We start from the raw sequence: 23,025 nt of genomic DNA, 5'->3' as shown, positions 1-23,025 counted from the left end.
TGCGCTGGCGGCGGGGTTAAACTTTTGTAATGAACGGGGAACGGGGATGCGGCAGTTCGGCGCAGACGAAAAATTATGAATCACCAGGAACTTAACCAAGTTCCCGTGATGGCGCGAAAGGCTCCTTTTTGTTTGCGCGCTTAGCTTGCCCTGACGCTGACGATGAACTCGTCGACTTCGCGCTTCAGGGTCTCGGCCTGCTGCGACAGATCGACCGCCGAATCCCTGGCCTCGGAGGCCATTCGGCCGGTTTCCGCGGAAGTCGAGGTAATCTGGACGATATGGTTGGAAACGTCGAGGGTCCCGCGCGCGGCGTCCTGGGCGCTGCGCGTGATCTCCTGGGTCGCGTTACGCTGCTGGGCGGTGTCAATCTCGATGCCGGACATGATCGACGAGATCTCAGACAGCGTCTTGGAGATGGCGTCGATCGCGCCGCGGGTCTCGGCTGTGATGCCCTGAATGCTGGCGACATGGGAGGTGATCTCCTCCGTCGCCTTGCTGGTCTGATGCGCCAGATTCTTCACCTCGGAGGCGACCACCGCAAATCCCTTGCCGGCCTCCCCTGCCCGCGCCGCCTCGATGGTGGCGTTCAGCGCCAGGAGATTGGTCTGCGACGCGATCGCCTGCACGAGCTGGACGACCTCGCCGATCTTGTCGGCGGCATCGGACAGCGTGTGGATAGTGTCACGGCTCTTCTCCGCCTGCGACGCCGCACCTTCGGCGCGCTGGGTCGCGTCCGTGACGCGGCGGCTGATCGTGCCGATCGAATTCGTCATCTCCCCGGCAGAGCCTGCCACCGTCTGCACGCTGGCGCTGGCCTGGCTCGCGGCGCTCGCCACCGCATTGGCCTTGGTGCTGGTGTCGTTGGCCGTTCGCGACAGCGTCTCGGCGTTGCTCTTCAGATGCACCGCCGACGACGCCACGCTGTCGACGACGCTGGCAACGAGATCATTGAAGCGCTTGATCCGGTCGTCCAGGAATTGCGATCGCTCGGCCTGGTGCTGCGCTTCGTGCAGCTGCCGTTCGGTGAGATGGCGCCGCTCGATGCCGTTGGTCTTGAAGACCTCCAGCGCGCCGGCCAGCAGGCCGATCTCGTTGGTGCGGCCGAGCCCCGGGACTGATGTCTCGAACTTCTGGTCGGCGACCTCGCGCATCGCATGGACGATCGCCGCCAGGGGATTGAGGATGCCGTTGCGGACGGCGAACCAGGTGGTGAGGCAGATCGCGAAGGCGACGATTGCGATCACGCCGCAGGCGGCCAGGAAAAACGAGAACGCGGTCTGCGCCTGCTGATAGATCTGCATGGCGTGATCGCGCGCAGGACCGCTCAGCGCCGCGAAGTCCGCGGACAGGCTGGTGATCTCGTTGTTGAGATAGAGCACCGCGATGAAGCCGGTGCCGCCACCGATGCCCAGCAGAAACAATAATGCAGCGACGACGGCGCCGACCAGGAAGCGGATCGTCAGATTGCTGTTCGCGAACATCGGGGACTCGGAGTCTGGAATCAAAGCTCGCGACAAGCTTCCAGACAAAGGTCAAAATACCATGAACCGCGCGGCGGCGGGCCGCCCGTCTACGTAGCATTACGTAACCAGGGCGCGCGAGTTGCTAGGGAGATTTGGCTTCGTCGGACATCAAGGCCGCGACCCGTGCCTGTTCATCGGGCGTGAGCGGCGGCGCTGGTAAATCGGCACCATCACGCGCGCGACGTCGGATTTGCAGCCACAGTGCCACGCCGCCCCCCATCAGCAGCAGCGGCCCGAGCAGCCACAGCACCAGGGTCTGACGCTCGAAGCGCGGCTTCAGCAGCACGAACTCGCCGTAGCGCGCGACCAGGAAGTCGAGCACCTGCGAATTGCTGTCGCCGGCGCCGATGCGCTCGCGCACCAGGAGCCGCAGGTCGCGCGCCAGCGGCGCATCGGAATCGTCGATCGACTGGTTCTGGCAGACCATGCAGCGCAGTTCGCGCGACAGCTCGCGCGCACGGGCTTCCTTGGCGGGATCCGCCATGATCTCGTCGGGCTGCACCGCGTGGGCCGCAGGCAAAGCCAGCAGCATCAGCACGGCGAACGCAGCCATCATCCGGCGCATCGGATCACTCCGCCGGCTGGAGGCGCTGCTTGGCCCGCGCCGGCTTCGGCGCGCCGACCCGCAGGCGCCGGTCGGACAGCGACAGCACGCCGCCGAACGCCATCAGCACCGGCCCCCACCAGATCATGAGCACCATCGGCTTGTAGTAGATGCGTACGGCGATGGCGCCCTCGGCATTGGCGTCGCCGAGCGAAATGTAGAGCTGGCTGGCGCCCCGCGTCAGCAGCGCGGCCTCGGTGGTCGAGGAGCCGCGGGTGGTGAAGCTGCGCTTGGACGGCGTCATGACGCTGAGCGGGGCGCCGTCGCGGCTGACGTTGAACTGCGCGATCATCTCGCGAAAGTTCGGACCCTGACGCTGCAGGAGACCGTCGAGCTTGACGTCGAAGCCGGCGATGTGAGCGACGTCGTTCTGTTTCATCGTCGCGATGTGTTCGCTGTTCCAGGTGGTCTCGCAGACGATCCCGATCAGTGCGACACCGAGGCCGGCATGCGCAAACGCCGTGCCCCAGGCCGAGCGCGGCAGGCCGCGGGCCCGGTGCAGCACCGTTGCGAACGGCAGCCGCACGAGGCCGGTTCGCTCGACGATGTCGGTGATGGCGCCGGCGATGACGAAGATGCCAAGCCCGATCGCGAGCGGCGCCAGCGTGCTGCCGCCCGTTGCCCAGCCCCAGGCGACGGCGACCGCAACGAGCCCGGCAACGCCTGCAGCCAGCAGACGCTGCGTCACGCCGAGCAGGTCGCCGCGCTTCCAAGCCAGCATCGGCCCGAACGGCACGGCAAGCAGCAACAGGGCGAACAGCGGCGCGAAGGTCAGGTTGTAGAACGGCGCACCGACCGACATCTTGAAGTCGGCGAGCATCTCCATCGCCAGCGGATAGAGCGTGCCGAACAGCACGACGGCGCAGGCGACCGTAAGCAGCAAATTGTTCAGGACCAGCGCGCCCTCGCGCGAGATCGGCGCGAACAGGCCGCCCTGCTTCAACGAGGTGGCACGGCCCGCGAACAGCGACAGACTGCCGCCGATGAACAGGCAGAGGATCAGCAGGATGAACACGCCGCGGGTGGGGTCGGTGGCGAAGGCGTGCACCGAGGTGATGACGCCCGAACGCACCAGGAAGGTGCCGAGCAGCGACAGCGAGAAGGTCAGGATCGAGAGCAGGATGGTCCAGACCTTCAGCGCGTTGCGCTTCTCCATCACCAGCGCCGAATGGAGCAGCGCCGTGCCGGAGAGCCACGGCATCAGCGAGGCGTTCTCGACCGGATCCCAGAACCACCAGCCGCCCCAGCCGAGCTCGTAATAGGCCCAGTACGAGCCCATGGCGATGCCGAGCGTCAGGAAGATCCACGCGACCAGCGTCCACGGCCGCACCCAGCGCGCCCAGGCCGCGTCGATCCGCCCCTCCATCAGCGCCGCGATGGCGAAGGAGAACGAGATCGAGAAGCCGACATAGCCGAGATAGAGCATCGGCGGATGAACGGCGAGCCCGATGTCCTGGAGCACCGGATTGAGATCGCGTCCCTCGATCGGCGGGCTCGCGATGCGCAGGAAGGGGTTCGAGGTTACGAGGATGAAGAGATAGAAGGCGCTGGCGACCCAGGCCTGGACGGCGAGCACATGTGCGCGCAGCGACAGCGGCAGATTGTTGCCGAAGGCGGCGACGAGCCCGCCGAACAAGGCCAGGATCGACACCCACAGGAGCATCGAGCCTTCATGGTTTCCCCACACGCCGGTGATCTTGTAGAGCAGCGGCTTCATCGAGTGGGAATTCTCGTAGACGTTGGCAACGGAGAAATCCGAGTTCACGTGCAGCATCACGAGCGCTGTGAACGAGGCGCCGACGAACAGCAGTTGCGCCAGCGCCGCGGAGCGCGCCACGTTCATGAGCGCGACGTCGTGCAGGCGCGCGCCGATCAGGGGCACGACGGATTGGATCAGTGCGAGCCCAAGCGCCAGCACCAGCGCGTAATGTCCGGATTCTGCGATCACCGCACTGCTCCCTGCGGATTGCGTTGCGCGGTCGTCGCCGCGGGCTTGCCTGCATCAGACGTCTTGCCGCCATCGGAAGGCTTGCCGCCGTAATCGTCCTTCCAGTGCCCCTGCTTCTTCAGGGCATCGGCAACATCCTTGGGCATGTAGGTCTCGTCGTGCTTGGCAAGCACGGTATCGGCCTTGAACACGCCATTGGCGTCGAGCGCGCCTTCGGCGACGACGCCCTGCCCCTCGCGGAACAAGTCGGGCAGGATGCCCTTGTAGGCCACCGGCAGCTTGGCGTTGCCGTCGGCGACCTCGAAACTCACCGCGAGATTGTCCCCGCGCTGCAGCGAGCCGGGCTGCACCAGCCCGCCGAGACGAAACCGCTTGCCCGGCTCGACGTGCTTCTCGGCGACCATGGTTGGCGTCGAGAAGAACACGATGGAGTCGCGAAGGGCGTTGAGCACCAGCGCGGCCGCGAGCGCGAGCACGGCGAGCGAGCCGCCGATGATGGTCATACGTCGCTGCTTGCGCGTCATGGCGTATCCGTTCTCCGCTGCTCTCGTCCCGACATCGTCATCCGCCGAGCCCGAGCGTCTTGAGGCCTTCGTTGAGCTGGCGAAGCCGCTCGGCATCGCTGGCGACCGCCTGCCGGGCATCGACTGATGCCCCCATCGCCTTGTCCCGCTCGCCCATCACGAGATAGGCGCGCACCAGGCGCAGCCAGCTCTCGACGTCGTCGCCGTTCTGCTTCAACCGGGTGGCGAGGCGCTCGACCATGCCGCGCACCATCGCGTTGCGATCGCCTTCGGCCATGTCCTTGGAAGCGGCAATCGTCTCGTCGGGCAGCGTGGGCATCGTGCCGCCGCCGCCGACCCGCGCCAGCGAGGTCTGCACCAGGGCACGCCACGGCGCATCCGCGGGCGCTTTCGCGAGCAGCGCGCGCCAGATATTGGCAGCATCGTCCTTGCGGCCGTCCTGCTCGGCGGCAAGGCCCAGGAAGTAGTTCGCCTTGGGATCGTCGGCGTCCAGAGCGTGGGCACGGTCGAATTCGGACTTGGCCTCGGCGGTCACCACGCCGCCGGCGGCGGCCGAGAGCGCCTCGCCGAGATCGGCCCGGCGCTCCGCGCTCTCGCCATTGTAGGTGAGCGAGCTGCGATAGGCGCGCACTGCATCGTCGAAACGGCCGAGCCGCTGCAGCACCGGCGCCAGCACGTTCCAGCCGCGCCCGTCGGTGGGATTCTTCTCCAGATGCTGCTGGACCTGCTCGACGAGATTCTCGAGCGACTGCGCCTTGCCCGGCGCGCGCTCGCGTTGTGCCAGCGGGAAGTCCTGGAGCCTGGGCGAGCCGAGCGGCATGTAGACGGCGATCGCAACGAGCGGCAGGCCGGCGAGCGCCGCTACGGCCGCGGCGCGGCGCCATTTCAGATTCGACGTCGGTGCCACCGCGGGCTCGCTGGCGGCCGCGGCAAGCAGCCTGCGGCTGATCTCGACGCGCGCAGCCTCGGCGTCCGGGGCCGGAATCAAGCCTGCGGCGAGATCACGCTCGACCTCGGCCAGCTGGTCCTTGTAGACCGCGACCTCGCTACCTTGATCTTGCGCGCGTCCCTTGCGGCCAAGCGGCCAAAGCACGGCGAAAATCGCCGCGACCGTCATCAGCGCGAACACGAACCATAGCGTCATCTGGCAAGCTTCCGGCAGCGCACGAACCGCGCCCATAGGTGGCTTTACACCACGGCCGGACGATGCGGCAATTGACAATTGTCAATTCGGCGCGACCGCGCACGGTCTCGAAACGGTGGAAGACCAACGGCTTAGCTGATCTCGAAATCCGCACTTTGCGCGGCGTCCTCACCGTGCCCGTTGAAGGCCTTCAGGAAGTATGTTCCCGGCTTGACGGCCTCCGGCAGTCTGATGCGCAGCGCGCCGACCGGAACCGGAGATGCAACCCTGGTGATGGTCTCGGACAATTGCCGACCGCTTGCCTTCTCGACCAGCACCACCTTGGCGCCGACCATCAGTCTTTGATACTTGGCAACAATGATGCGGTTCTCAATTTCGATCGAGCTGATAACGGGTTTCATGCGCCCACAAATAGAAGTTCCCCAGAGTTGCACGGGGACCGTACGGCGCGCCACCGGCACCGTCAACCACAAATTGTGATCACAATAAGATGCGCTTGAATCAGCTTGCGCGCGACGATTTGCGCTCGCCCGTCGCGGCATTCTGCGCGGCCCGACTCATCAGCGAGGCGTAGTCGTCGCCAAACAGCACCTGGCAGAAGCGAATCGCGGCGTCGACCTGCTGTTGCCTGTAGGTGCGGACCTTGTGATCGGCGGCGCGCAACGACTGCACCAGTTGCTCGGTCGAGCGTTCGACGTATTGCTGGAGATCGGAATAGGTGCGCAACGTCACCTCGTTGATCGCAAGCTCGCTCGCATAATTGCGGCAGGTCGCGACGAAATCGATCAGCGCCACGGTTTCTTCAACCTCGGTGCTGTCGATGCGCGCCCCCGGCGGAATGTCCTTCTCGGGGCGCTGGCGCAGGATGCGGCGGACGCGACCGGGAACGCTGTCGATCTCGGATTGCAGCGCGTTGGAGATGTCGGCCCGGATCGAGGTCAGCTGCTTGCCCCAGGCGGAATCGTTGCGCAGGTCGAGCTCGGTGCGCAGGCCCCGCACGCCATCGTGCAACGTCTTGAGGTTGCCGGCCACATTGTCGAAATGGCCGCGCTTGATGTCCATGCGCAGGGTGGCGGCGACACAGGACAGATCGTGCAGCGCGATCGTGACCGCGACGCCGTAAGGCGTCGCCGCAACGCGGATCTCGTCGTCGGAGGCGGCAATCTTGATGGCGAGGCGGATGATCTGCCACGGCGCGGTCATCCTCTGCACCACGATCGACAGCGCGAAGGGCAGCATCTGCGGCGTCTGGAGCACCGGAATGTTGAGCGCCGACGTCACCGAGGCGATCTGGGAATCGCCGAAGGCGCGCAAGGTCCGCGGCAGCTTCTCGTTCAGGCCGGCGATGGCCTCCCGGACCTGCAGCACCGCGCCGATCGAGTAGAGGTCCTCGATCACGTTGGGCGGGCCGACCCGGGCCAGCGCGCGCGATTTGTCGCCGCCGCCGGGACCCGTCAGCTCGAAAATGGCGTCCGCAGCCACCGCTTGGAGCTTCTGCGCCAAGGCCTCGACCTGCCCCGCACTGTCGGCGGGCATACGCGCCAGCGCGGCCTCGAATTCGTTGACCTTGTCCGGCGCGCCGTCGCGGCCGAGCCATTGCCAGATCGGCTGCAGCGAGGAGCGGCGGATCTGACCGACCCGGATCGGGGTGCCGGCTTCGACCAGGAAGGGTTCCAGCACCTGGAACAGCAGCCGCGACAGATCATCCGTGCGCGGCGGCGGGGCTTCTTCGGCTTCGGTCTTGCGGACGATCTTGCGCAACTGCTCGAGCACGAGGGTCGCCACCGCGGTGTCCTGGCCGCGATCGAGCGCACGCTCGAACTCCCGCATCAGCAGCGCCTGCGACTGCGGCGGGAGCTGCGCGAGATATTCCCTCAGCCGCTCGATCGATGTCTGGCTCATGCGCCCGGGTAATGCACGGTAAAATGGCGGACATGGGATGCGTCCGGGCGCGATCATAGGAGGCCCCACTTAAGAAGCCGTTTAGGAAGTCGGCTCGAATCCCCTCGGTTGGCGTCCGCAGGCCTTGGGCGGGGACGAAAAGCCACGTCAGAACAAGGGATTATATTCCCGGAAGGACCAGTTCGGCCCGCAGGCCGCCGGTCGGGGCGCCACCGAGCGAGAGGCTGCCGCCATAGAGCGCGGCAAGGTCGGTCACGATCGACAGCCCCAGCCCCGATCCGGGCTTGGACTCGTCGAGCCGCTGGCCGCGCCGGGAGACCTGGGCGCGCTCGGCCTCCGACAGCCCGCGGCCGTCGTCATCGACGATGATCCGCAGCCGCGGGCCCACCCCCGCCTGGTGCGGCGCCTCCACGCGGACCTCGACGAAGACGCGCGAGGCCGCCCATTTGCAGGCGTTGTCGACGAGATTGCCGACCATCTCCTCCAGATCCTGGCGCTCGCCGCGAAATTTCGCCGAATGATCCGCCTTGGCCTCGACCACGATGCCGCGATCACGATGGATCTTCTCCATGGTCCGCCGCAGCGCCTCGATGGCAGGCGCCACCTCCGTCACGGTCGCGACCACGGAGACCCGCGCCGCGATGCGCGCGCGCTCTAGATGATGGGCGACCTGGTCGCGCATCACGTCCGCCTGCTCCATCACCTTGGCCGCGAACGGATCGGCAATGTGGGCGCCGGCCTCGTTGACGATGACCGAGAGCGGCGTCTTGATGGCGTGGGCGAGATTGCCGACATGGGTGCGCGCGCGCTCGACGATCTCGCGGTTGGCATCGATCAGCGCGTTGGTCTCGCGCGCCAATGGCGCGATCTCGACCGGGAATTCGCCTTCGAGCCGCTCCGCCCGCCCGGAGCGGATGTCCGCAATCGATTCCGAGATGCGCTTAAGCGGTGCGAGGCCGAAGCGGACCTGGAACACGGTCGTCAGCAGCAGCACGATGCCAAGCGCGGTGAAGGTGCCGCCGAGATAATAGTCGAAGCTGCGCGTCTCGTCGAAAATCTCGGTGTCGTCGCCGGCGACGCTGACGAGAAATTTGCCGTCGGCGCCGAGATCGACGGGACGTTCGACCATGCGCAAATTCTGCCCCTCGGGCCCGTCGACATAGGCGAGGCGGATGCCGGCGGCGGTGAGCTCGGTGCCCTGCTCCTCCAGCTTCGGCAGCTTCTTGTCCCAGAGCGAGCGCGAGGAGCGCACTTCCGGCTTTTCGGTGTCGGTCCGCGTGATCTGCCAGTACCAGCCCGACAGCGGCAGCTCGAAAAGGGGCTCGCCCAGCGACTGGAACTGGCGGTCCGGCGGCTCGTCGGGGGTCGCGACCTCGGCGATGAGGGTGCGCAGATAGAGGTTGAGCCGGCGGTCGAAGGCGCGCTCGGTGGCGTTCTTGTAGACCGACGACAGCACCACGCCGGTGATGGCCAGGATCACCACGAGCCAGGCGGTCGCCGACAGGAACAGTCGGTTGGCAAGTGAGCTAGCGGCCATCGGAACGATCCCGGGAGGCGCAGGATGGCAGGGCGTCGGAGGTCATGACCGGACCAAGGCCCGTGCCGGGCGGCCCGTCAAGCCCCGGAACGCCTCAAGCGGCCGGCGGGGTCAGGAGATAGCCGAGGCCGCGGACGGTCTGGATGATGTCGACGTCGAGCTTCTTGCGGATGCGGCCGACGAACACCTCGATCGTGTTGGAGTCGCGGTCGAAGTCCTGGTCGTAGAGGTGCTCGACCAGCTCGGTGCGGGACACCACACGCCCGGAATGGTGCATCAGGTAGGCCAGAAGCCGATATTCGTGCGAGGTCATCTTGACGGGATTGCCGGAGACGCTGACCCGGCCGGTGCGGGTGTCGAGGGTCACGGGGCCGCAACTGAGCTCGCTCTGGGCATGGCCGGTGGAGCGGCGCAGCAGCGCACGGATGCGCGCCAGCACTTCCTCCAGATGGAACGGTTTTGCGACATAGTCGTCGGCGCCGGCATCGAAGCCCTGCACCTTGTCGCTCCAGCGGTCGCGCGCTGTCAGGATCAGGACCGGCATGGTGCGGCCGTTGCGGCGCCAGGCCTCCAGCACCGAGATGCCGTCCTTCTTCGGCAGACCGATGTCGAGCACGACGGCATCATACGGCTCGTTGTCGCCGAGATAATGCCCCTCCTCCCCGTCGAAGGCCCGATCGACGACATAGCCGGCGTCGGTCAGCGCCTTGGTGAGCTGGCGATTGAGATCGGGGTCGTCCTCAACAACGAGCAGGCGCACGTTTCTCTCCAGAGATAGGCCGCATCAACACTGCGCCAGATGAGCAATTCCGGCGTGAACTGAATATGAACGCCGGGAACCTGCCGCGTTACTTTTTGGTCATATACGCCGTGTTCGCAGCCAACGCGACTGCGCCCGCCGTGCGGCCGGACGAGCCGGCAGCAGGACGGGCGCAGATGGGCCGCGGACTGCGGCAAGTGGAAGGTCCGCCTTTCCCGTGAATTCGGCCGTCAGGTCCGGAAGAACACGAACCAGATGACGGCGAGGATCAGGATCGCAAGCCCGGTCGAGATGGCGAGCAGGGCGGCAACGGACGGCCCAGGTTCACCCTGCCGCGCCTCGGTTGCCGTTTCGACGATCTGATGCTGCTCTCGCGTGGTTGCCATGATGCCCTCAATCTCTGGATGTCGCTCCCGATAGCCGCGACCTCCTCGCAGCTGATGTCCAGAGCCAACGCGTGATGGGATACGATGTTCCGGCTTTTGCGGCCGGATCGGGCGGCACAGCATGGCCCAGCGGCCAGTTAACGCAGTTGCAAGATTCAGCGACCGACCTTGCTTTGATTCGTTGTTCCCCGATGGTATCCTAGTCGTCTGTCCCCGTTGCGTTTGGAGTAGCCCATGGCCCCCCGCGCCAATTGGAAGGGTTTTCTGCGTCTGTCGCTCGTGACCTGCCCGGTCGCGCTCTATCCGGCCACTTCGGATACCGAGAAGGTCTCCTTCAACCAGATCAACCGCAAGACCGGGCACCGGATCAAGTACCTCAAGGTCGACGCCGAGACCGGCGACGAGGTCACCTCCGAGGACATCGTCAAGGGCTACAAGGTCGACACCGACACCTATATCGAGGTCACCAAGGACGAGCTCGACGACATCGCGCTGGACTCCACGCACACGATCGAGATCGACGAGTTCGTGCCGAAGTCCGACATCGACAACCGCTATCTGATCCGCCCCTATTATCTCGTGCCGGACGGCAAGGTCGGTCACGACGCCTATGCCGTGATCCGCGAGACCATCCGCAGCATGGACAAGGTCGCGATCGGCCGCGTGGTGCTGACCAACCGCGAGCACATCATCGCGCTCGAGCCGCTCGAGAGCGGGCTGATGGGCACGCTGCTGCGCTATCCCTACGAGGTCCGCAGCGAGAGCGAATATTTCGACGACATCCAGGACGTGAAGCTCACCAGGGACATGCTCGACCTCGCCAAGCACATCGTCGAGAAGAAGTCCGGCGCGTTCGAGCCCGAGCTTTTCGAGGATCATTACGAGACCGCCCTGATCGATCTCATCAACAAGAAGCGCTCGGGCATGCCGATCGCGGCCAAGGCCGCGCCGAAGACCGGCGGCAACGTCATCAACCTGATGGACGCGCTGAAGAAGAGCATCGCGAACGAGAAGGATACAGTGCCCGCGGCGAAGGTTGCCAAGGAGACCAAGGCCAAGAAGCCGAAGAAGCGCGTCGAGGGCCAGCGCGAGATGCTGCTGCCCATCGCCGGCAAGGGCGGCAAGGAGGCCGCGGCGAAGGCCGCAACCGCACCGAAGAAGGCCGACAAGCCGGTGCGCGCGCCGGCGCGAACGAAGAAGGCCGGTTAGCCGCATCAGCCCCGCGATCACGCCGTGATGTCACCTCTCGCGGATCGGGCGGCCTGACATGCCCTGGTCGACGGCGTTCGACGATCCCGTTCGCGTGAGCAGCAAGCGCGCGCTGCTCACGCTCCAGGACGCCGCCGACTACATCATGCAGCTGCCCGCGGAAGCCCAGCACGAGGCACATTGGCAGACCGCCGTCGAGACCTTGATCAATGCGGCCGAGACGGGCGGCGGCTGGGTGATGTTCGCCCGTATCGCGATGTTGCGGGCCCTGAACGCGCCTGGCGGGCGCCGATGACCGCGATGGCCCGGCAAACAGCCTCAACAATTCGTTAAGCGCCACCCCTCTCTCGATGCGGGTATCGTGGCAAGCGCCTCCCGAGGCTTGACCAGCCACACGGGCCCCGCGATTTGAATCCATTTGGACAGGCCGGCGGAACCTTAATTTAATGACTGCCGTCGTATCAGCGGAGGCGCGATCGCCCGGTCTTAATTCTTTTGGCGCGCATAAAGACTTATTCGATCTATTGACGAATTCGATGACGACGCAGTCATACGTTGGATCGGACGAACAGGAGTTGGCAATGCCTTTGCTTAGGTCTTTCCTTGCCGATGAAAACGGTGCGACCGCGATCGAGTACGGCCTCATCGCCGCCGGCATCGCTCTGGCAATCATAACGGCCGTGAACACCATGGGCACCACCCTCCTCAACAGCAAGTTCGTCGCAATCAGCACGGCGATGAAGTAGCCCCGATCCCCGATCTGGCCGGCCGATATCGGCGATATCGCCGCCGCATTCGGCTCCTCCTCTTTTCCGGACCGACGCGCCTGCAGCAGCACGGCTGCGTGACGGCACGCCGCAGCCCGCCGTACTGTAGCCGCGCGCGGGCCATGATCTGGGTCAACAGCATAAGGACCTCGACGTTTAAGCATGGAGGCCGAGTTTCCTCCTGCCGGCCCGTCCATGCATCCAGACCTTCCGCACGCCCAACTGAAGATCCGCCGCGTCCGGCTCGATACCGGACGCGAAAACGTCGTCGTGCTCTCCCGGCAGTCGAAGGCGCTGCGCGCCGAGATCTTCCGCGGCTTCAGCCGCGTCGAGCTGCGCCAGGGCGGCAAGGTCCTGCTGGCGACGTTGCTGATCACCGACGACGATACGCTGGTGGCCCGGGACGAGATCGGCCTCTCCGAGCCGGCGTTCCACCGCTTCGCGCAAGGCGTGGGCACCCAGGTCACCGTCAGGCCGGCCTCGCCTCCGGAGAGCCTGGAAGCGGTGCGCGCGAAGATCCGCGGCCGAACCTTGAGCCAGGCCGAGATCGGCGCGATCATCAACGACCTCGCCCATTATCGCTACTCGGACATGGAGATCGCCGCCTTCCTGATCGGCTCGGCGAGCTTCATCACCAGCGACGAGCTGCTCGCCCTCACCGGCGCGATGGCCCAGGCCGGCACGCAATTGGTGTGGCCGACGCCTGTTGTCGTCGACAAGCATTGCATCGGAGGCATCCCCGGCAATCGCACCTCGATGGTCGTGGTGCCGATCGTCGCCGCGCATGGCCTGCCGATCCCCAAGACCTCCTCGCGCGCCATCACCTCGCCCGCCGGCACCGCCGACACGATGGAGGTGCTGGCGCGGGTCAATGTCGGCGTCGAGGAGATGAAGGCGATCGTCTCGGCCTGCAACGGCTGCCTGATCTGGGGCGGACATGTGAACCTGTCGCCGGCCGACGACGTCCTGATCTCCGTCGAGCGCCCGCTCAGCCTCGACACCCGCGAGCAGATGGTCGCCTCCATCATGTCCAAGAAGATCGCGGCCGGCTCGACGCATCTGTTGATCGACATCCCGGTCGGGCCGACCGCGAAGGTCACCAGCGGCGTCGAGGCGATGCGGCTGCGCAAGCTGTTCGAATTCGTCGGCGACCGCTTCGGCCGCACGGTCGAGGTGATCATGACCGACGGCAGCCAGCCGATCGGCAACGGCATCGGCCCGGTGCTCGAGGCCAATGACGTCATGGCCGTGCTCGGCAACGATCCGGATGCGCCGCGCGATCTGCGCGAGAAGTCGCTGCGGCTGGCCGCGCATCTGCTGGAATACGATCCGAAGCTGCGCGGCGGCGCCGGCTATGCACGGGCGCGCGAGCTGCTCGACAGCGGCGCGGCGCTGAGGCAGATGCAGAAGATCATCGACGCCCAGGGCCCGTCGACATGCAGCAACGAGCTGGGATCGCTCAGCTTCGACGTCAAGGCGGCGCATGACGGCACCGTGTCCGCCATCGACTGCCTGCGACTGAACCGCCTCGCCCGCACCGCCGGCGCGCCGCTCGACAAGGGTGCCGGCATCCGCCTGTTCAAGAAGATCGGCGATCGCGTCGAGCAGGGCGAGCCGCTCTATCGCGTCTACACGTTCGGCCGCCCCGAGCATGACCTGGCCACCGATGCCGCCACCGAGGAGAGCGGTTACGTCGTCAACGGTCATGAGCCCCCGCAGGGCAAGACCGCGCCATGAGCACGATCGCGCTGCAGACATTGTCCCGCGGCAACGATGCGGCGAAACGCCTTGCGGCGCGGCTTGGGCTGTCCTGCGCGGAGATCGCCGTGCATCGCTTTCCGGACGGCGAGCTGCGCGTCACCGTCGCGCCGGCGACCGACACCACCCTCCTCTATGCCCCGCTCGATCAACCCAATGACAAGCTGATCGCCCTGCTGTTCGCTGCGGAGGCCTTGCGACGTGGCGGCGCGAAGCGGCTGGTGCTGGTCGCGCCCTATCTCTGCTACATGCGGCAGGATGCTGCATTTCATGCGGGCGAGGCCATCAGCCAGCGTGCCATGGGTGATCTGCTCGCAAGGACCGTCGACCGAATCGTCACCGTGGATGCGCATTTGCATCGCACCTCCGACATCCGCTTGGTCTTTCCAGGCATTGAAGCGGAGAATCTGTCCGCCATGCCTGCTATCGCGACCGCACTGGCAAGCGGCGGCATCGACCCCGCGACCATCGTGATCGGACCCGACATGGAGTCCGAGCCCTGGGTCAGCGACATCGCGCGCCGGCTGCGATTGCAGCACACGGTGGCGAACAAGACGCGACACGGCGATCGTTCCGTGGCGATCAGTTTTGCCGATCCCGGGCTGCTGTCGGGACGGCCGGCGCTGCTGGTGGACGATATCGTCTCCTCAGGGACGACGCTCATCGAAGCGGCCAAGGCTCTGACGGCGATGGGCGCGACCGCCGTCGATGCGGTCATCACGCACGCGCTGTTTCCGCCCGCGATGACCGTCGCATTCTCCAGCGCCGGTATCCGGTCGATCCGCTCGACCGACAGCGTGCCACATCCGACCAACGCGATTGCGCTCGACGAGGTTCTCGCGACCGCGTTGCGATCCGAACTGCCGACGGCACATCTTGCGGAGACGATTCCATGAGCATCACCGTTCGATTTTGCGGCGCCGCCCGCACCGTGACGGGCTCGAGCTATCTGTTCCAGACCGCAGGCGGCCGCTTCCTGGTCGATTGCGGCCTGTTCCAGGGCCAGAAGACGCTGAAGGAGCTCAACTACGGCGCCTTTCCGTTTCGTGCCGCCGATATCGATGCCGTGCTGCTCACGCATGCCCATATCGACCACAGCGGCCTGTTGCCGAAACTCGTGCGCGCGGGATTCGAGGGACCGATCCTGGCGACGCGTGGCACGATCGACCTCTGCTCCTACATGCTGCCCGACGCCGGCAGCATCCAGGAATCGGAAGTCACCCAGCTCAACCGGCGCAATGCCTCGCGAGGCCGCAAGGAAGTTTACCCGATCTACACGCAGGCCGATGCGATCGCATCGCTGCAATCGTTTCGCGCAGTCGACTACGAACGCTGGACCGACGTGATCCCGGGCGTCCGCGCGCGCTACTGGAACGCGGGCCATCTGCTCGGTTCGGCCTCGATCGAGCTCGAGATCGCCGAGCAGGGCGCGCCACGTCCGCTGCGCGTGCTGCTCTCAGGCGACGTCGGGCCGGAGGCTAAGCTGCTGCAACCCGATCCCGAAGCGCCAAGCGATCTCGACTACGTCATCTCGGAATCGACCTATGGCGACCGGGTGCGCGAGGCGACGACCCCTGCCCTTCGCCGCAAGCACCTCGCGGCCGAGGTGCGCGATGCGGCGGCGGCCGGCGGCGCGCTGCTGCTGCCCGCCTTCGCGGTCGAGCGCACCCAGGAGCTGATCGTCGATCTCGTCGACTTGATGGAGCACGGCGAGATTCCGACCGCACCGATCTTCCTCGATTCTCCGCTCGCAATCCGCGCCACCGAAGTGTTTCGCCGCCATGCCGAGAGCCTCGACCCCTCGGTCGATGCCGAGCGCCTGCTCAACTCGCCGCATCTCAAATTCACCGAGACGGCGGACGAGAGCAAGGCGATCATGCGCCTGTCCGGATTCCACATCATCATCGCCGCAAGCGGCATGTGCGACGCCGGCCGCATCCGCCATCATCTGAAGCGCTGGCTGTGGAACGAGCGCGCGACCGTGTTGCTCGCCGGCTTCCAGGCCAACGGCACGCTCGGCCGCTTCCTGCAGAACGGGGCCAAGGCGGTGCGGATCCAGGGCGAGGAGATCAAGGTCGCGGCCCGCATCCGCATGATCGACGAATATTCGGGCCACGCCGACGGCGCCGGCATGGCCGGCTGGATCGCGGCGCGCCGGCCGATCGCCCGCGGGCTGTTCCTGGTCCACGGCGAGGAAGGCGCCATCGCAGGCCTCGCCGAACGCGTTGCCGAGCGCATCATTCCGGCGGCGAAGGTCTATCAGCCGACACTGGACGACATCTACGAGCTCGCCGCGCCCGAACCGCGCGTGCTCGACGTCGATCACCGCCGCCGCCTCGCGCCGGAGGCCGTGACCCGCCTCGACTGGCACAACGAGATGTCCGAGCTCATGCTCGACATCAACGACCGGATTGGAGTCGCCGCCGACGACCGCGCCCGCGGCGTGATCATCCGACGGCTGCGCCGCGCGCTGGAGGAGACGACGTAGCGGCGCGTTGGCGCCTCTCCAACCGACGTCATTGGCCATGTCGCGCCGCTCTCGTGTCCCGGACGCGCTGCAGTGCTCTTGCGCTGCTGCGCAGAGCCGGGACCCATGCTTCCGATCGTCGCGCTGTGAGATATGGGCCCCGGCTCTGCGCCGCATCACTTCGTGCTGCGGCGCGTCCGGGGCACGGGACTGATCTCTGGCGATGGACATAGCTTCCCATCCTCGCGGCGAATCTCGCCCGAGCTTTGCTGTCTCTTCTGCCCTCTTCGAAAGCAAGGGCGCAGGGAAGGCCGGGCGCCGGCTGGCACCCGAGGTCCCGCGTGGGCTAGAGAACGCGCACGGGGTGGACGACAGGTGATGCCGGTCGCCCGGCCTTCCCTGCGCGATGGTTTTCACGGTGTCCTTCGTGCTCTCCTCGGGGAGCGTTGCACTATTGCCCCCGTCGCCTTGCGGATGTGTGATGCGCGCACCGGTTGGCCGCTGCATCTCCGCTAAGACTTGACGCCAGAACCGCGGGCGTCGGGACCACACGACTTCTCCGTCCGCGCACGTCCTCGCTGGGCTCTCCACGGCTGGCGTGCGCTCACCGTCGAGACCATGCGAAAGACGCTGTCAGCGCCGTGTCGTATCGCGCCTGGCGCTGCTCACGGTTTCCCGCCCTGCAAGCCATCATCGCGCCGACGCCGTCGCGGCCACCGCATCCCGGCCCGCGTCTCGTGACGATCGCGAAACGCCCCTTGTGGCGGGCGGGATGGCGCGGGTTGTACGGCAAAACCGAACTTCTGTAAATTCGAATATTTTCGCCAGAGTATATGGACCCAGCGCTGGCGTGTTTTGCCCGTCGGGCAACACAACGGATGGTGGGTAGCATCGGCCGGGTTGCCGCGAACACGGCTGCGTGAACTGCCGCTCCACCCCGCCCTTCCCGAAAATCAAGCTGTTCTCAAGGAAAACAGGAGCCCATCGGAAGACTTCAGCCAAGCCGGAACCTGCATCCCGGCCTACAGACGAGATTGTTCGCCGTTCGCCTCGGCATCGCGAAAAGCGTCACGATACCGCCGCACGGCCTATTTCGATCACGCAGAGCGAGAAGTGCACATGGCTGTCACAGCAAATTTTTCCGCCGGAATTCTTACCGTCCTTGGCAACGGCCACAACAATACGGTCACGTTGGGCCGCAACGCAGCCGGGACGATCGTCGTCAACCACGGCGCAGTCGCGATCAAGGGCGGCCCCGCGACGGTCGCCAACACCAAATTGATCCAGGCCTTCGGCTTGGACGGCAACGACATCATCGCGATCGACGAGAGCAACGGCGGGATGCCCGCGGCGAACCTGTTCGGCGGCGCCGGCAACGATGTGCTGACCGGAGGATCCGCCGGCGACATGCTGTTCGGCCAGTCCGGCGACGACACGCTGTTCGGCAAGGGCGGCAACGACCTGCTGTTCGGCGGTTCCGGCAATGATGTGCTGGTCGGCGGCGACGGCAACGACCAGATGTTCGGTGAAGCCGGCAACGACCGCATGATCTGGAATCCCGGCGACGACAGCGACCTGATGGAGGGCGGCGAAGGCATCGATACCGCCGAGGTAAACGGCGGCAACGGCAGCGAAACCTTTGCCATCACGGCGAACGGCACGCGCGTGCGCTTCGACCGGGTCGACCCGGCCCCCTTCTCGCTCGACATCGGCACCACCGAGAACCTCGTGGTCCATGCCGGCGGCGGCGACGACATGATCTCGGCCTCAGGCAATCTCGCCGCGCTCATCGCGCTGACGCTCGACGGCGGGGCCGGCAACGACACGATCCTCGGCGGCAACGGCGCGGATCTGCTGCTCGGCGGCGACGGCAACGATTTCATCGACGGCAACCAGGGCAACGACACCGCCCTCCTGGGCGCGGGCAACGACACCTTCCAGTGGGATCCCGGCGACGGCAGCGACAAGGTCGACGGACAGGCCGGCACCGACACCCTGCTGTTCAACGGCTCGAACATTGCCGAGCACATCACCCTGTCCGCCGCCAATGGCGGACGCACGCTGCTTACGCGCGACGTCGCCAACATCGCGATGGACCTCGACGGCATCGAGACCGTCACCATCAACGCCCGCGGCGGCAGCGACGATATCGTCGTCAACAACCTGGCTGGAACCGACGTCAAGCAGGTCAATATCGATCTCGGGTCGAACGGCACTGGTGACGGCGCGGCCGACGCCGTGACGCTCGTCGGCACGAACGGCGCCAATGCGATCGAAGTGTCCGGCACGGGCACCTCGGTTGCGGTCACGGGACTGCCGGCCGCACTCGCCATCACCAATGCGGAAGGCGCGAACGATGCGCTTCTCATCGAGGGCCTCGGCGGCAACGACACGATCTCGGCCGCCGCGCTGGCCGCCGGAATCGTGCACCTGACGATCGACGGCGACGCCGGCAACGATACGATCCTCGGCAGCGCCGGCAGCGACACGCTGATCGGCGGCGACGGCAATGATTTCATCGACGGCAACCAGGGCAACGACGTCGCCCTGCTTGGCGCCGGCAACGATATCTTCCAGTGGAATCCGGGCGACGGCAACGACACCGTCGAGGGCGGTGCCGGCGTCGACACGCTGCGGTTCTTCGGCGCCAACATTGCCGAGACCATGTCCATCGTGGCGAACGGCGACCGCGCCCTGCTGACGCGCGACGTCGCCAATATCACGATGGACCTGCACGGGGTCGAGCACGTCGATCTCCATACGCTGGGCGGCGCCGACCATATCGCGGTGGGCGATCTGACCGGGACCGAATTGACGCAGGTGAACATCGACCTCGGCGGCTCGACCGGTACGCCCGACGGCGCCGTCGATACCGTCTCGGTCGATGCCAGCCAGGCTGCCGACACGTTCGGCGTGCGCGGCAATGCCGGCGGCGTGACGGTGTTCGGCCTGCATGCGGCGACGCACGTGACCGGAATGGACGGAACCGATCAGCTGACGCTCAATGGCCTCAGCGGCGACGACGTCATCGACGCGAGCGGGCTCGCTGCCGGCGCGCTGCAGCTGACGATCAACGGCGGCATCGGCAACGACACCATCCGCGGCAGTCAGGGCGACGACATCATCAACGGCGGCGACGGCAATGACGTCGCGCTGATGGGCGCCGGCAACGACACCTTCGTCTGGAATCCCGGTGACGACAACGACACGGTCGAGGGCCAAGCGGGCAGCGACTCCCTGCTGTTCAACGGCGCCAACATCGCCGAAACCATCAACATCTTCGCGAACGGCTCCCGTGCCGAGCTGACGCGGGACGTCGCCAATATCACGATGGACACGGGCGGCGTCGAGACGATCGCGTTCAACGCCCGCGGCGGCGCCGACAAGATCACTGTCGGCGACATGACCGGCACCGACGTGACGCAGGTGCAGATCGACCTCGGCGCCGTTCCCGGCACCCCCGGCGGCGACGGCACGGTCGACAACATCGTGATCAACGGCACCGGCGGGGACGACGTCATCACGCTGTCGCTCAACAGCAATGGCGCGCTGGTGATCGACGGTCTGGCCAGCCAGGTCGTGATCGAGAATTTCGACTTCAACGACACCATCACCATCAACGGCCTCGGCGGCGACGACGTGATCACGGCGTCGGGCGTCGGCCCGGGCGGGCCGCACCTTGTGTTCGACGGCGGCGCCGGCAACGACGTACTCATCGGCAGCGCCGGCAACGACACGCTGCTTGGCGGGCTCGGTGACGACGTGCTGATCGGCGGCGGCGGCCTCGACGTGCTGGACGGAGGCCCCGGCGACAACGTCGTGATCCAGTCGCTGCTCGCGCATGCGAGCGCGGGCACGCTGATCTGAGCCTTCGGATCATGTCACCGATACGATCGCGCGCGACCCTGGCGCGCGGTCGTCAATTCGGGCAGGGTTGCCCGGCGGCGCCCCACAGGACCATGTCCTTGACGTGATCCTCGAAGGTGCCCGGCGGGGTCGTACGTCCCGCTCCCGGCGCCCAGCCCCGCGGGATGAAGCCGCTCAGCGACGCATCGTGCCGCAAGTGCTCGACGAGACCGGCGGCGTCGCGACCGCCATTGCGCTTGGGATCTTTCATCTGCGCGCAAATCTCGGCACCACTCTTGCCGAACCAGATGAACTCGACCGGAGCGAGCTGCCAGTCGATGCCGGCGCGCGGCGGCGCAGGCGCCGGTTCGTTCGCCTGGGTTGAGGTCATGTGACAGGTCGAGCACGGAATCGCTTCCGCGCCGATACGGCTCTCGCCGCCGTGGATGTTCATGCCATGCACGCGCGGCTTGGTTTCGCCGGCCGGGGTCCAGATCGGGATGGCCTTGGCATCGACATGGCAATTGGCGCAACGCGGATGCGTCACCACCGCCTCGATCCGCTTCCAGGCTTCCAGTCCCGCCGCCTGGCTGACGCTGCCCGGCGGCAAGACGTCCTTGCTGGCTTCGTCCTTGGCAGCGACCAGTCCTGTGAGGGCTGCAATCGACGAGACGGCGAGGACCGCCGCGATCAGGAATCCCTTCATCATCCGCCTCACACGAAATCGATGAACTTGTTGAAAGGCATCTCGCGGATGCGCTGCCCGGTCGCCGCGAAGATCGCATTGGCGAGCGCAGGCGCAGCGGGAGGCACCGGCGGCTCACCGACGCCCCTCACCTTCGGATCGTGCTCGAGCCCGCGAACCTCGATGACCGGGCATTGATAGATCCGCATGGCTTCGTGGTGATTGTAATTGGTCTGCTGCACCGCGCCCCTAGCGTAAGTGAGCTCGCAATTGATGGCGTGACCGAGCCCCCAGATCACGCCGCCCTGTACCTGGTTCTCGAAATTGACGGGATCGACGACCTTGCCGACGTCGACCGCGACCCAGACCTTGTCGATCCTGATGCCTTGCGGCGTTGCGGTCACCTCGACGACTTCGGCGGTCGGCGTCCCGAACGACTCGACGAACGCGACGCCGCGTCCGCGGCCGTTGCCGAGCGGTCCCTTCCATTCCGACATCTGCCCGACCGTCTCCAGCACCTTGCGATAGTGCGGCACGGTACACATCGCGATACGCGCTTGCAGCGGATCGAGGCCAGCTGCATGAATCAGCTCGTCGATGAAGCTTTCGGTGAAGAAGCCCGATGTCGAGGCCCGACCGCCACGTGGTGCTGGGCGACAGCCCTTGCGCCTCGTAGCTGGTGGCCCGGAAATTGGGAATGTCGTAGTAGACGTTCCACAGGCCCGCGGCCAATTGCCCGTCGGGATCCTTCGAGGGCGTGCCCGAACGCTCGAGCAATCCCTTGAGCGGCGGCGTCGAAGCCAGCTGCAGATCGGCCGCGACGATCTTGCCCTTGTCGACGCTGCCGCGATGCCGGGCGATTGCAATCTGCCGCGGAATATCCTGGAGAAAATCCTCCTCGCGCGAGAACACCAGCTTGATCGGCGTGCCCTTCATCTGATTGGCGATCTCGGCGAGGACGCGGACGTTCTCATATTCGAGACGATGGCCGAAACTTCCGCCGCTCCACTGATTGTGGAAGGTGACCTGTTCCGGCTTGAGGCCGATCGCCGTCGCCGCGACCCATTGCACGAAGCGGGGGCTCTGATGGCCGACCCAGATCTCCATTCCCTGATCCGTGACGATGCCGATCCCGTTCAGCGGCTCGAGCGGCTGATGCGCCACGTAAGGAGCGCGATATTCGGCCTCGACGCGCGTCCCTGTCTTGAGGCCAGTTTCGATGTCGCCGATCTTCCGCCACTGCTTGCCCAGGAATTCGGGCTTGAACGACGACTCCAGAACCTTCCAATGATCGGCTTGCTCCGCGGGATACGCCGAAGGCGCCCACTCGCAAACGATGGCGTCGACCGCCTTCATCGCGTACCAGCTGTTCGTGGCGATCACCGCGACGCCATTCTTGATCTCGAGGATCTTCTTGACCCCCGGCATCGCAAGCGCCTTGCCTGCATCGTATGATTTCAGCGGCTGTCCCTTGGCGGGGTTCAGCTTGACGGAGGCGTAGAGCATGCCTTCCATTTTCAGGTCGATGCCGAACTTCAGCTCGCCCATCACCTTGTCGCGGATGTCGAGCCGCGTCATCGGCTTGCCCAGCATGCGCCACTTGGACGGGTCGCGCGGCTTGGCATCGAGCACCGGCGGAATCCTGGCGGCGTCCGCGGACAGATCGACATAGGCGATCTTGGTGCCGCCCGGCAGGATCACATGGCCCGATTGGGTGCGCAGGTCGGCCACGGCGACGCCCGACCGCTTGGCGGCGGCGGCCTTCAGCGTCTCGCGCGCGACCGCGCCGGCGACACGCAGCTTCTCATAGGTGTCCGGCAGCGTGCTCGATCCGCCGGTCATCTGCAGGCCGGCCTCTCTCAGCCATTCGAGCGTCTTGGCTCGTGCTTCCTCCGCGGCCGGGCTCTGGTCCGCCGCCACAAACGGCGCGAACTCGTCGGCGAAGCCGGTGTTGAAATAGGC

At 66.1% G+C, this 23,025-nt stretch carries 19 protein-coding genes and 2 pseudogenes; 7 read left to right on the top strand and 14 right to left on the bottom strand.

The genetic code is table 11. The features are described 5' to 3' along the window. Positions 1-140: 140 nt before the first annotated feature. The 10 genes from ML401_RS12045 to ML401_RS12000 all read right to left on the bottom strand — a co-directional run bounded on the left by ML401_RS12045 (position 141) and on the right by ML401_RS12000 (position 10,331). A complete protein-coding gene (locus tag ML401_RS12045; protein WP_211417606.1) occupies positions 141-1,484 on the bottom strand; it encodes a methyl-accepting chemotaxis protein in 1,344 nt (447 codons plus the stop codon). A gap of 124 nt (positions 1,485-1,608) precedes the next feature. Beyond that, positions 1,609-2,091 carry a cytochrome c-type biogenesis protein gene (locus ML401_RS12040; protein ID WP_211417607.1) on the bottom strand — a complete coding sequence of 161 codons (483 nt, stop codon included), beginning with the start codon at positions 2,089-2,091 and terminating at the stop codon, positions 1,609-1,611. A 4-nt stretch (positions 2,092-2,095) separates the two neighbouring features. Further along, positions 2,096-4,078: a heme lyase CcmF/NrfE family subunit gene (locus ML401_RS12035; RefSeq protein WP_285812050.1), complete on the bottom strand. Its 1,983-nt coding sequence runs from the start codon at positions 4,076-4,078 to the stop codon at positions 2,096-2,098. Continuing rightward, positions 4,075-4,602: a cytochrome c maturation protein CcmE gene (gene ccmE, locus ML401_RS12030; protein WP_285812049.1), complete on the bottom strand. Its 528-nt coding sequence runs from the start codon at positions 4,600-4,602 to the stop codon at positions 4,075-4,077. Before ccmE ends, ML401_RS12035 begins: the two co-directional genes overlap by 4 nt. A gap of 37 nt (positions 4,603-4,639) precedes the next feature. Continuing rightward, positions 4,640-5,746, bottom strand: coding sequence for a c-type cytochrome biogenesis protein CcmI (ccmI, locus tag ML401_RS12025; RefSeq protein ID WP_285812048.1), 1,107 nt, complete (start codon positions 5,744-5,746; stop codon positions 4,640-4,642). 131 nt (positions 5,747-5,877) lie between these two features. After that, positions 5,878-6,147 carry a hypothetical protein gene (locus ML401_RS12020; RefSeq protein ID WP_285812665.1) on the bottom strand — a complete coding sequence of 90 codons (270 nt, stop codon included), beginning with the start codon at positions 6,145-6,147 and terminating at the stop codon, positions 5,878-5,880. A gap of 100 nt (positions 6,148-6,247) precedes the next feature. Further along, the gene (locus tag ML401_RS12015; RefSeq protein WP_194407193.1) at positions 6,248-7,648 is read right to left on the bottom strand and encodes a hypothetical protein; all 1,401 of its coding nucleotides are present in this window, start codon (positions 7,646-7,648) and stop codon (positions 6,248-6,250) included. A 160-nt stretch (positions 7,649-7,808) separates the two neighbouring features. After that, the gene (locus tag ML401_RS12010; RefSeq protein WP_285812047.1) at positions 7,809-9,185 is read right to left on the bottom strand and encodes a sensor histidine kinase; all 1,377 of its coding nucleotides are present in this window, start codon (positions 9,183-9,185) and stop codon (positions 7,809-7,811) included. 94 nt (positions 9,186-9,279) lie between these two features. Beyond that, complete coding sequence (locus ML401_RS12005; RefSeq protein WP_018315821.1) at positions 9,280-9,945, bottom strand: response regulator transcription factor; 666 nt, start codon at positions 9,943-9,945, stop codon at positions 9,280-9,282. Between the two features lie 230 nt (positions 9,946-10,175). Continuing rightward, entirely contained in the window at positions 10,176-10,331 is a 156-nt protein-coding gene (locus ML401_RS12000; protein WP_174718932.1) for a hypothetical protein, read from the bottom strand. 234 nt (positions 10,332-10,565) lie between these two features. Between ML401_RS12000 and ML401_RS11995 the strand changes: the two genes are divergently transcribed. The 7 genes from ML401_RS11995 to ML401_RS11965 all read left to right on the top strand — a co-directional run bounded on the left by ML401_RS11995 (position 10,566) and on the right by ML401_RS11965 (position 20,399). Further along, positions 10,566-11,540 (top strand): Ku protein, encoded by a 975-nt coding sequence (locus ML401_RS11995; RefSeq protein ID WP_211417612.1) that lies wholly within the window; start codon positions 10,566-10,568, stop codon positions 11,538-11,540. Positions 11,541-11,598: 58 nt separating this feature from the next. Further along, complete coding sequence (locus ML401_RS11990; protein WP_285812044.1) at positions 11,599-11,835, top strand: hypothetical protein; 237 nt, start codon at positions 11,599-11,601, stop codon at positions 11,833-11,835. A 286-nt stretch (positions 11,836-12,121) separates the two neighbouring features. Continuing rightward, a complete protein-coding gene (locus ML401_RS11985) occupies positions 12,122-12,286 on the top strand; it encodes a Flp family type IVb pilin (protein ID WP_194408239.1) in 165 nt (54 codons plus the stop codon). Positions 12,287-12,502: 216 nt separating this feature from the next. Further along, entirely contained in the window at positions 12,503-14,044 is a 1,542-nt protein-coding gene (locus ML401_RS11980; RefSeq protein ID WP_211417614.1) for a thymidine phosphorylase family protein, read from the top strand. After that, positions 14,041-14,961, top strand: coding sequence for a ribose-phosphate pyrophosphokinase (locus ML401_RS11975; RefSeq protein ID WP_285812043.1), 921 nt, complete (start codon positions 14,041-14,043; stop codon positions 14,959-14,961). The genes ML401_RS11980 and ML401_RS11975 overlap by 4 nt, the downstream gene beginning before the upstream one ends. Beyond that, a complete protein-coding gene (locus tag ML401_RS11970; protein ID WP_211417616.1) occupies positions 14,958-16,553 on the top strand; it encodes an MBL fold metallo-hydrolase in 1,596 nt (531 codons plus the stop codon). Before ML401_RS11975 ends, ML401_RS11970 begins: the two co-directional genes overlap by 4 nt. Positions 16,554-17,651: 1,098 nt before the next feature. Then, a complete protein-coding gene (locus tag ML401_RS11965) occupies positions 17,652-20,399 on the top strand; it encodes a calcium-binding protein (RefSeq protein ID WP_285812041.1) in 2,748 nt (915 codons plus the stop codon). Between the two features lie 52 nt (positions 20,400-20,451). Here the strand turns inward: ML401_RS11965 and ML401_RS11960 are convergent, their stop codons facing one another. The 4 genes and pseudogenes from ML401_RS11960 to ML401_RS11945 form a co-directional block, all read right to left on the bottom strand. Then, on the bottom strand, positions 20,452-21,087 hold the full coding sequence (locus tag ML401_RS11960; RefSeq protein WP_285812040.1) for a hypothetical protein: 636 nt from the start codon (positions 21,085-21,087) through the stop codon (positions 20,452-20,454). 5 nt (positions 21,088-21,092) lie between these two features. Beyond that, positions 21,093-21,305, bottom strand: coding sequence for a hypothetical protein (locus tag ML401_RS11955; RefSeq protein WP_285812817.1), 213 nt, complete (start codon positions 21,303-21,305; stop codon positions 21,093-21,095). Between the two features lie 12 nt (positions 21,306-21,317). Beyond that, positions 21,318-21,560, bottom strand: a pseudogene (locus tag ML401_RS11950) (molybdopterin cofactor-binding domain-containing protein); the annotation flags it as partial. A 358-nt stretch (positions 21,561-21,918) separates the two neighbouring features. Beyond that, positions 21,919-22,419: pseudogene (locus ML401_RS11945) on the bottom strand (molybdopterin cofactor-binding domain-containing protein); the annotation flags it as partial. Between the last annotated feature and the right edge of the window lie 606 nt (positions 22,420-23,025).

The organism is Bradyrhizobium sp. 62B (assembly GCF_030272265.2).
Classification (GTDB): Bacteria; Pseudomonadota; Alphaproteobacteria; order Rhizobiales; family Xanthobacteraceae; genus Bradyrhizobium.
This window is presented reverse-complemented; position numbering and strand designations above follow the sequence as displayed.

Excerpts from the sequence above, each read along its gene's own strand:
- ML401_RS11995 (WP_211417612.1), top strand. The coding sequence starts at position 10,566 with ATGGCCCCCCGCGCCAATTGGAAGGGTTTTCTGCGTCTGTCGCTCGTG.
- ccmE (WP_285812049.1), bottom strand. The coding sequence starts at position 4,602 with ATGACGCGCAAGCAGCGACGTATGACCATCATCGGCGGCTCGCTCGCC.
- ML401_RS12015 (WP_194407193.1), bottom strand. The coding sequence starts at position 7,648 with ATGAGCCAGACATCGATCGAGCGGCTGAGGGAATATCTCGCGCAGCTC.
- ML401_RS11965 (WP_285812041.1), top strand. The coding sequence starts at position 17,652 with ATGGCTGTCACAGCAAATTTTTCCGCCGGAATTCTTACCGTCCTTGGC.
- ML401_RS11970 (WP_211417616.1), top strand. The coding sequence starts at position 14,958 with ATGAGCATCACCGTTCGATTTTGCGGCGCCGCCCGCACCGTGACGGGC.
- ML401_RS12045 (WP_211417606.1), bottom strand. The coding sequence starts at position 1,484 with ATGTTCGCGAACAGCAATCTGACGATCCGCTTCCTGGTCGGCGCCGTC.
- ML401_RS11980 (WP_211417614.1), top strand. The coding sequence starts at position 12,503 with ATGCATCCAGACCTTCCGCACGCCCAACTGAAGATCCGCCGCGTCCGG.
- ML401_RS12040 (WP_211417607.1), bottom strand. The coding sequence starts at position 2,091 with ATGCGCCGGATGATGGCTGCGTTCGCCGTGCTGATGCTGCTGGCTTTG.
- ML401_RS12010 (WP_285812047.1), bottom strand. The coding sequence starts at position 9,185 with ATGGCCGCTAGCTCACTTGCCAACCGACTGTTCCTGTCGGCGACCGCC.
- ML401_RS11975 (WP_285812043.1), top strand. The coding sequence starts at position 14,041 with ATGAGCACGATCGCGCTGCAGACATTGTCCCGCGGCAACGATGCGGCG.
- ML401_RS12000 (WP_174718932.1), bottom strand. The coding sequence starts at position 10,331 with ATGGCAACCACGCGAGAGCAGCATCAGATCGTCGAAACGGCAACCGAG.
- ML401_RS11990 (WP_285812044.1), top strand. The coding sequence starts at position 11,599 with ATGCCCTGGTCGACGGCGTTCGACGATCCCGTTCGCGTGAGCAGCAAG.
- ccmI (WP_285812048.1), bottom strand. The coding sequence starts at position 5,746 with ATGACGCTATGGTTCGTGTTCGCGCTGATGACGGTCGCGGCGATTTTC.
- ML401_RS12020 (WP_285812665.1), bottom strand. The coding sequence starts at position 6,147 with ATGAAACCCGTTATCAGCTCGATCGAAATTGAGAACCGCATCATTGTT.
- ML401_RS11960 (WP_285812040.1), bottom strand. The coding sequence starts at position 21,087 with ATGATGAAGGGATTCCTGATCGCGGCGGTCCTCGCCGTCTCGTCGATT.
- ML401_RS11985 (WP_194408239.1), top strand. The coding sequence starts at position 12,122 with ATGCCTTTGCTTAGGTCTTTCCTTGCCGATGAAAACGGTGCGACCGCG.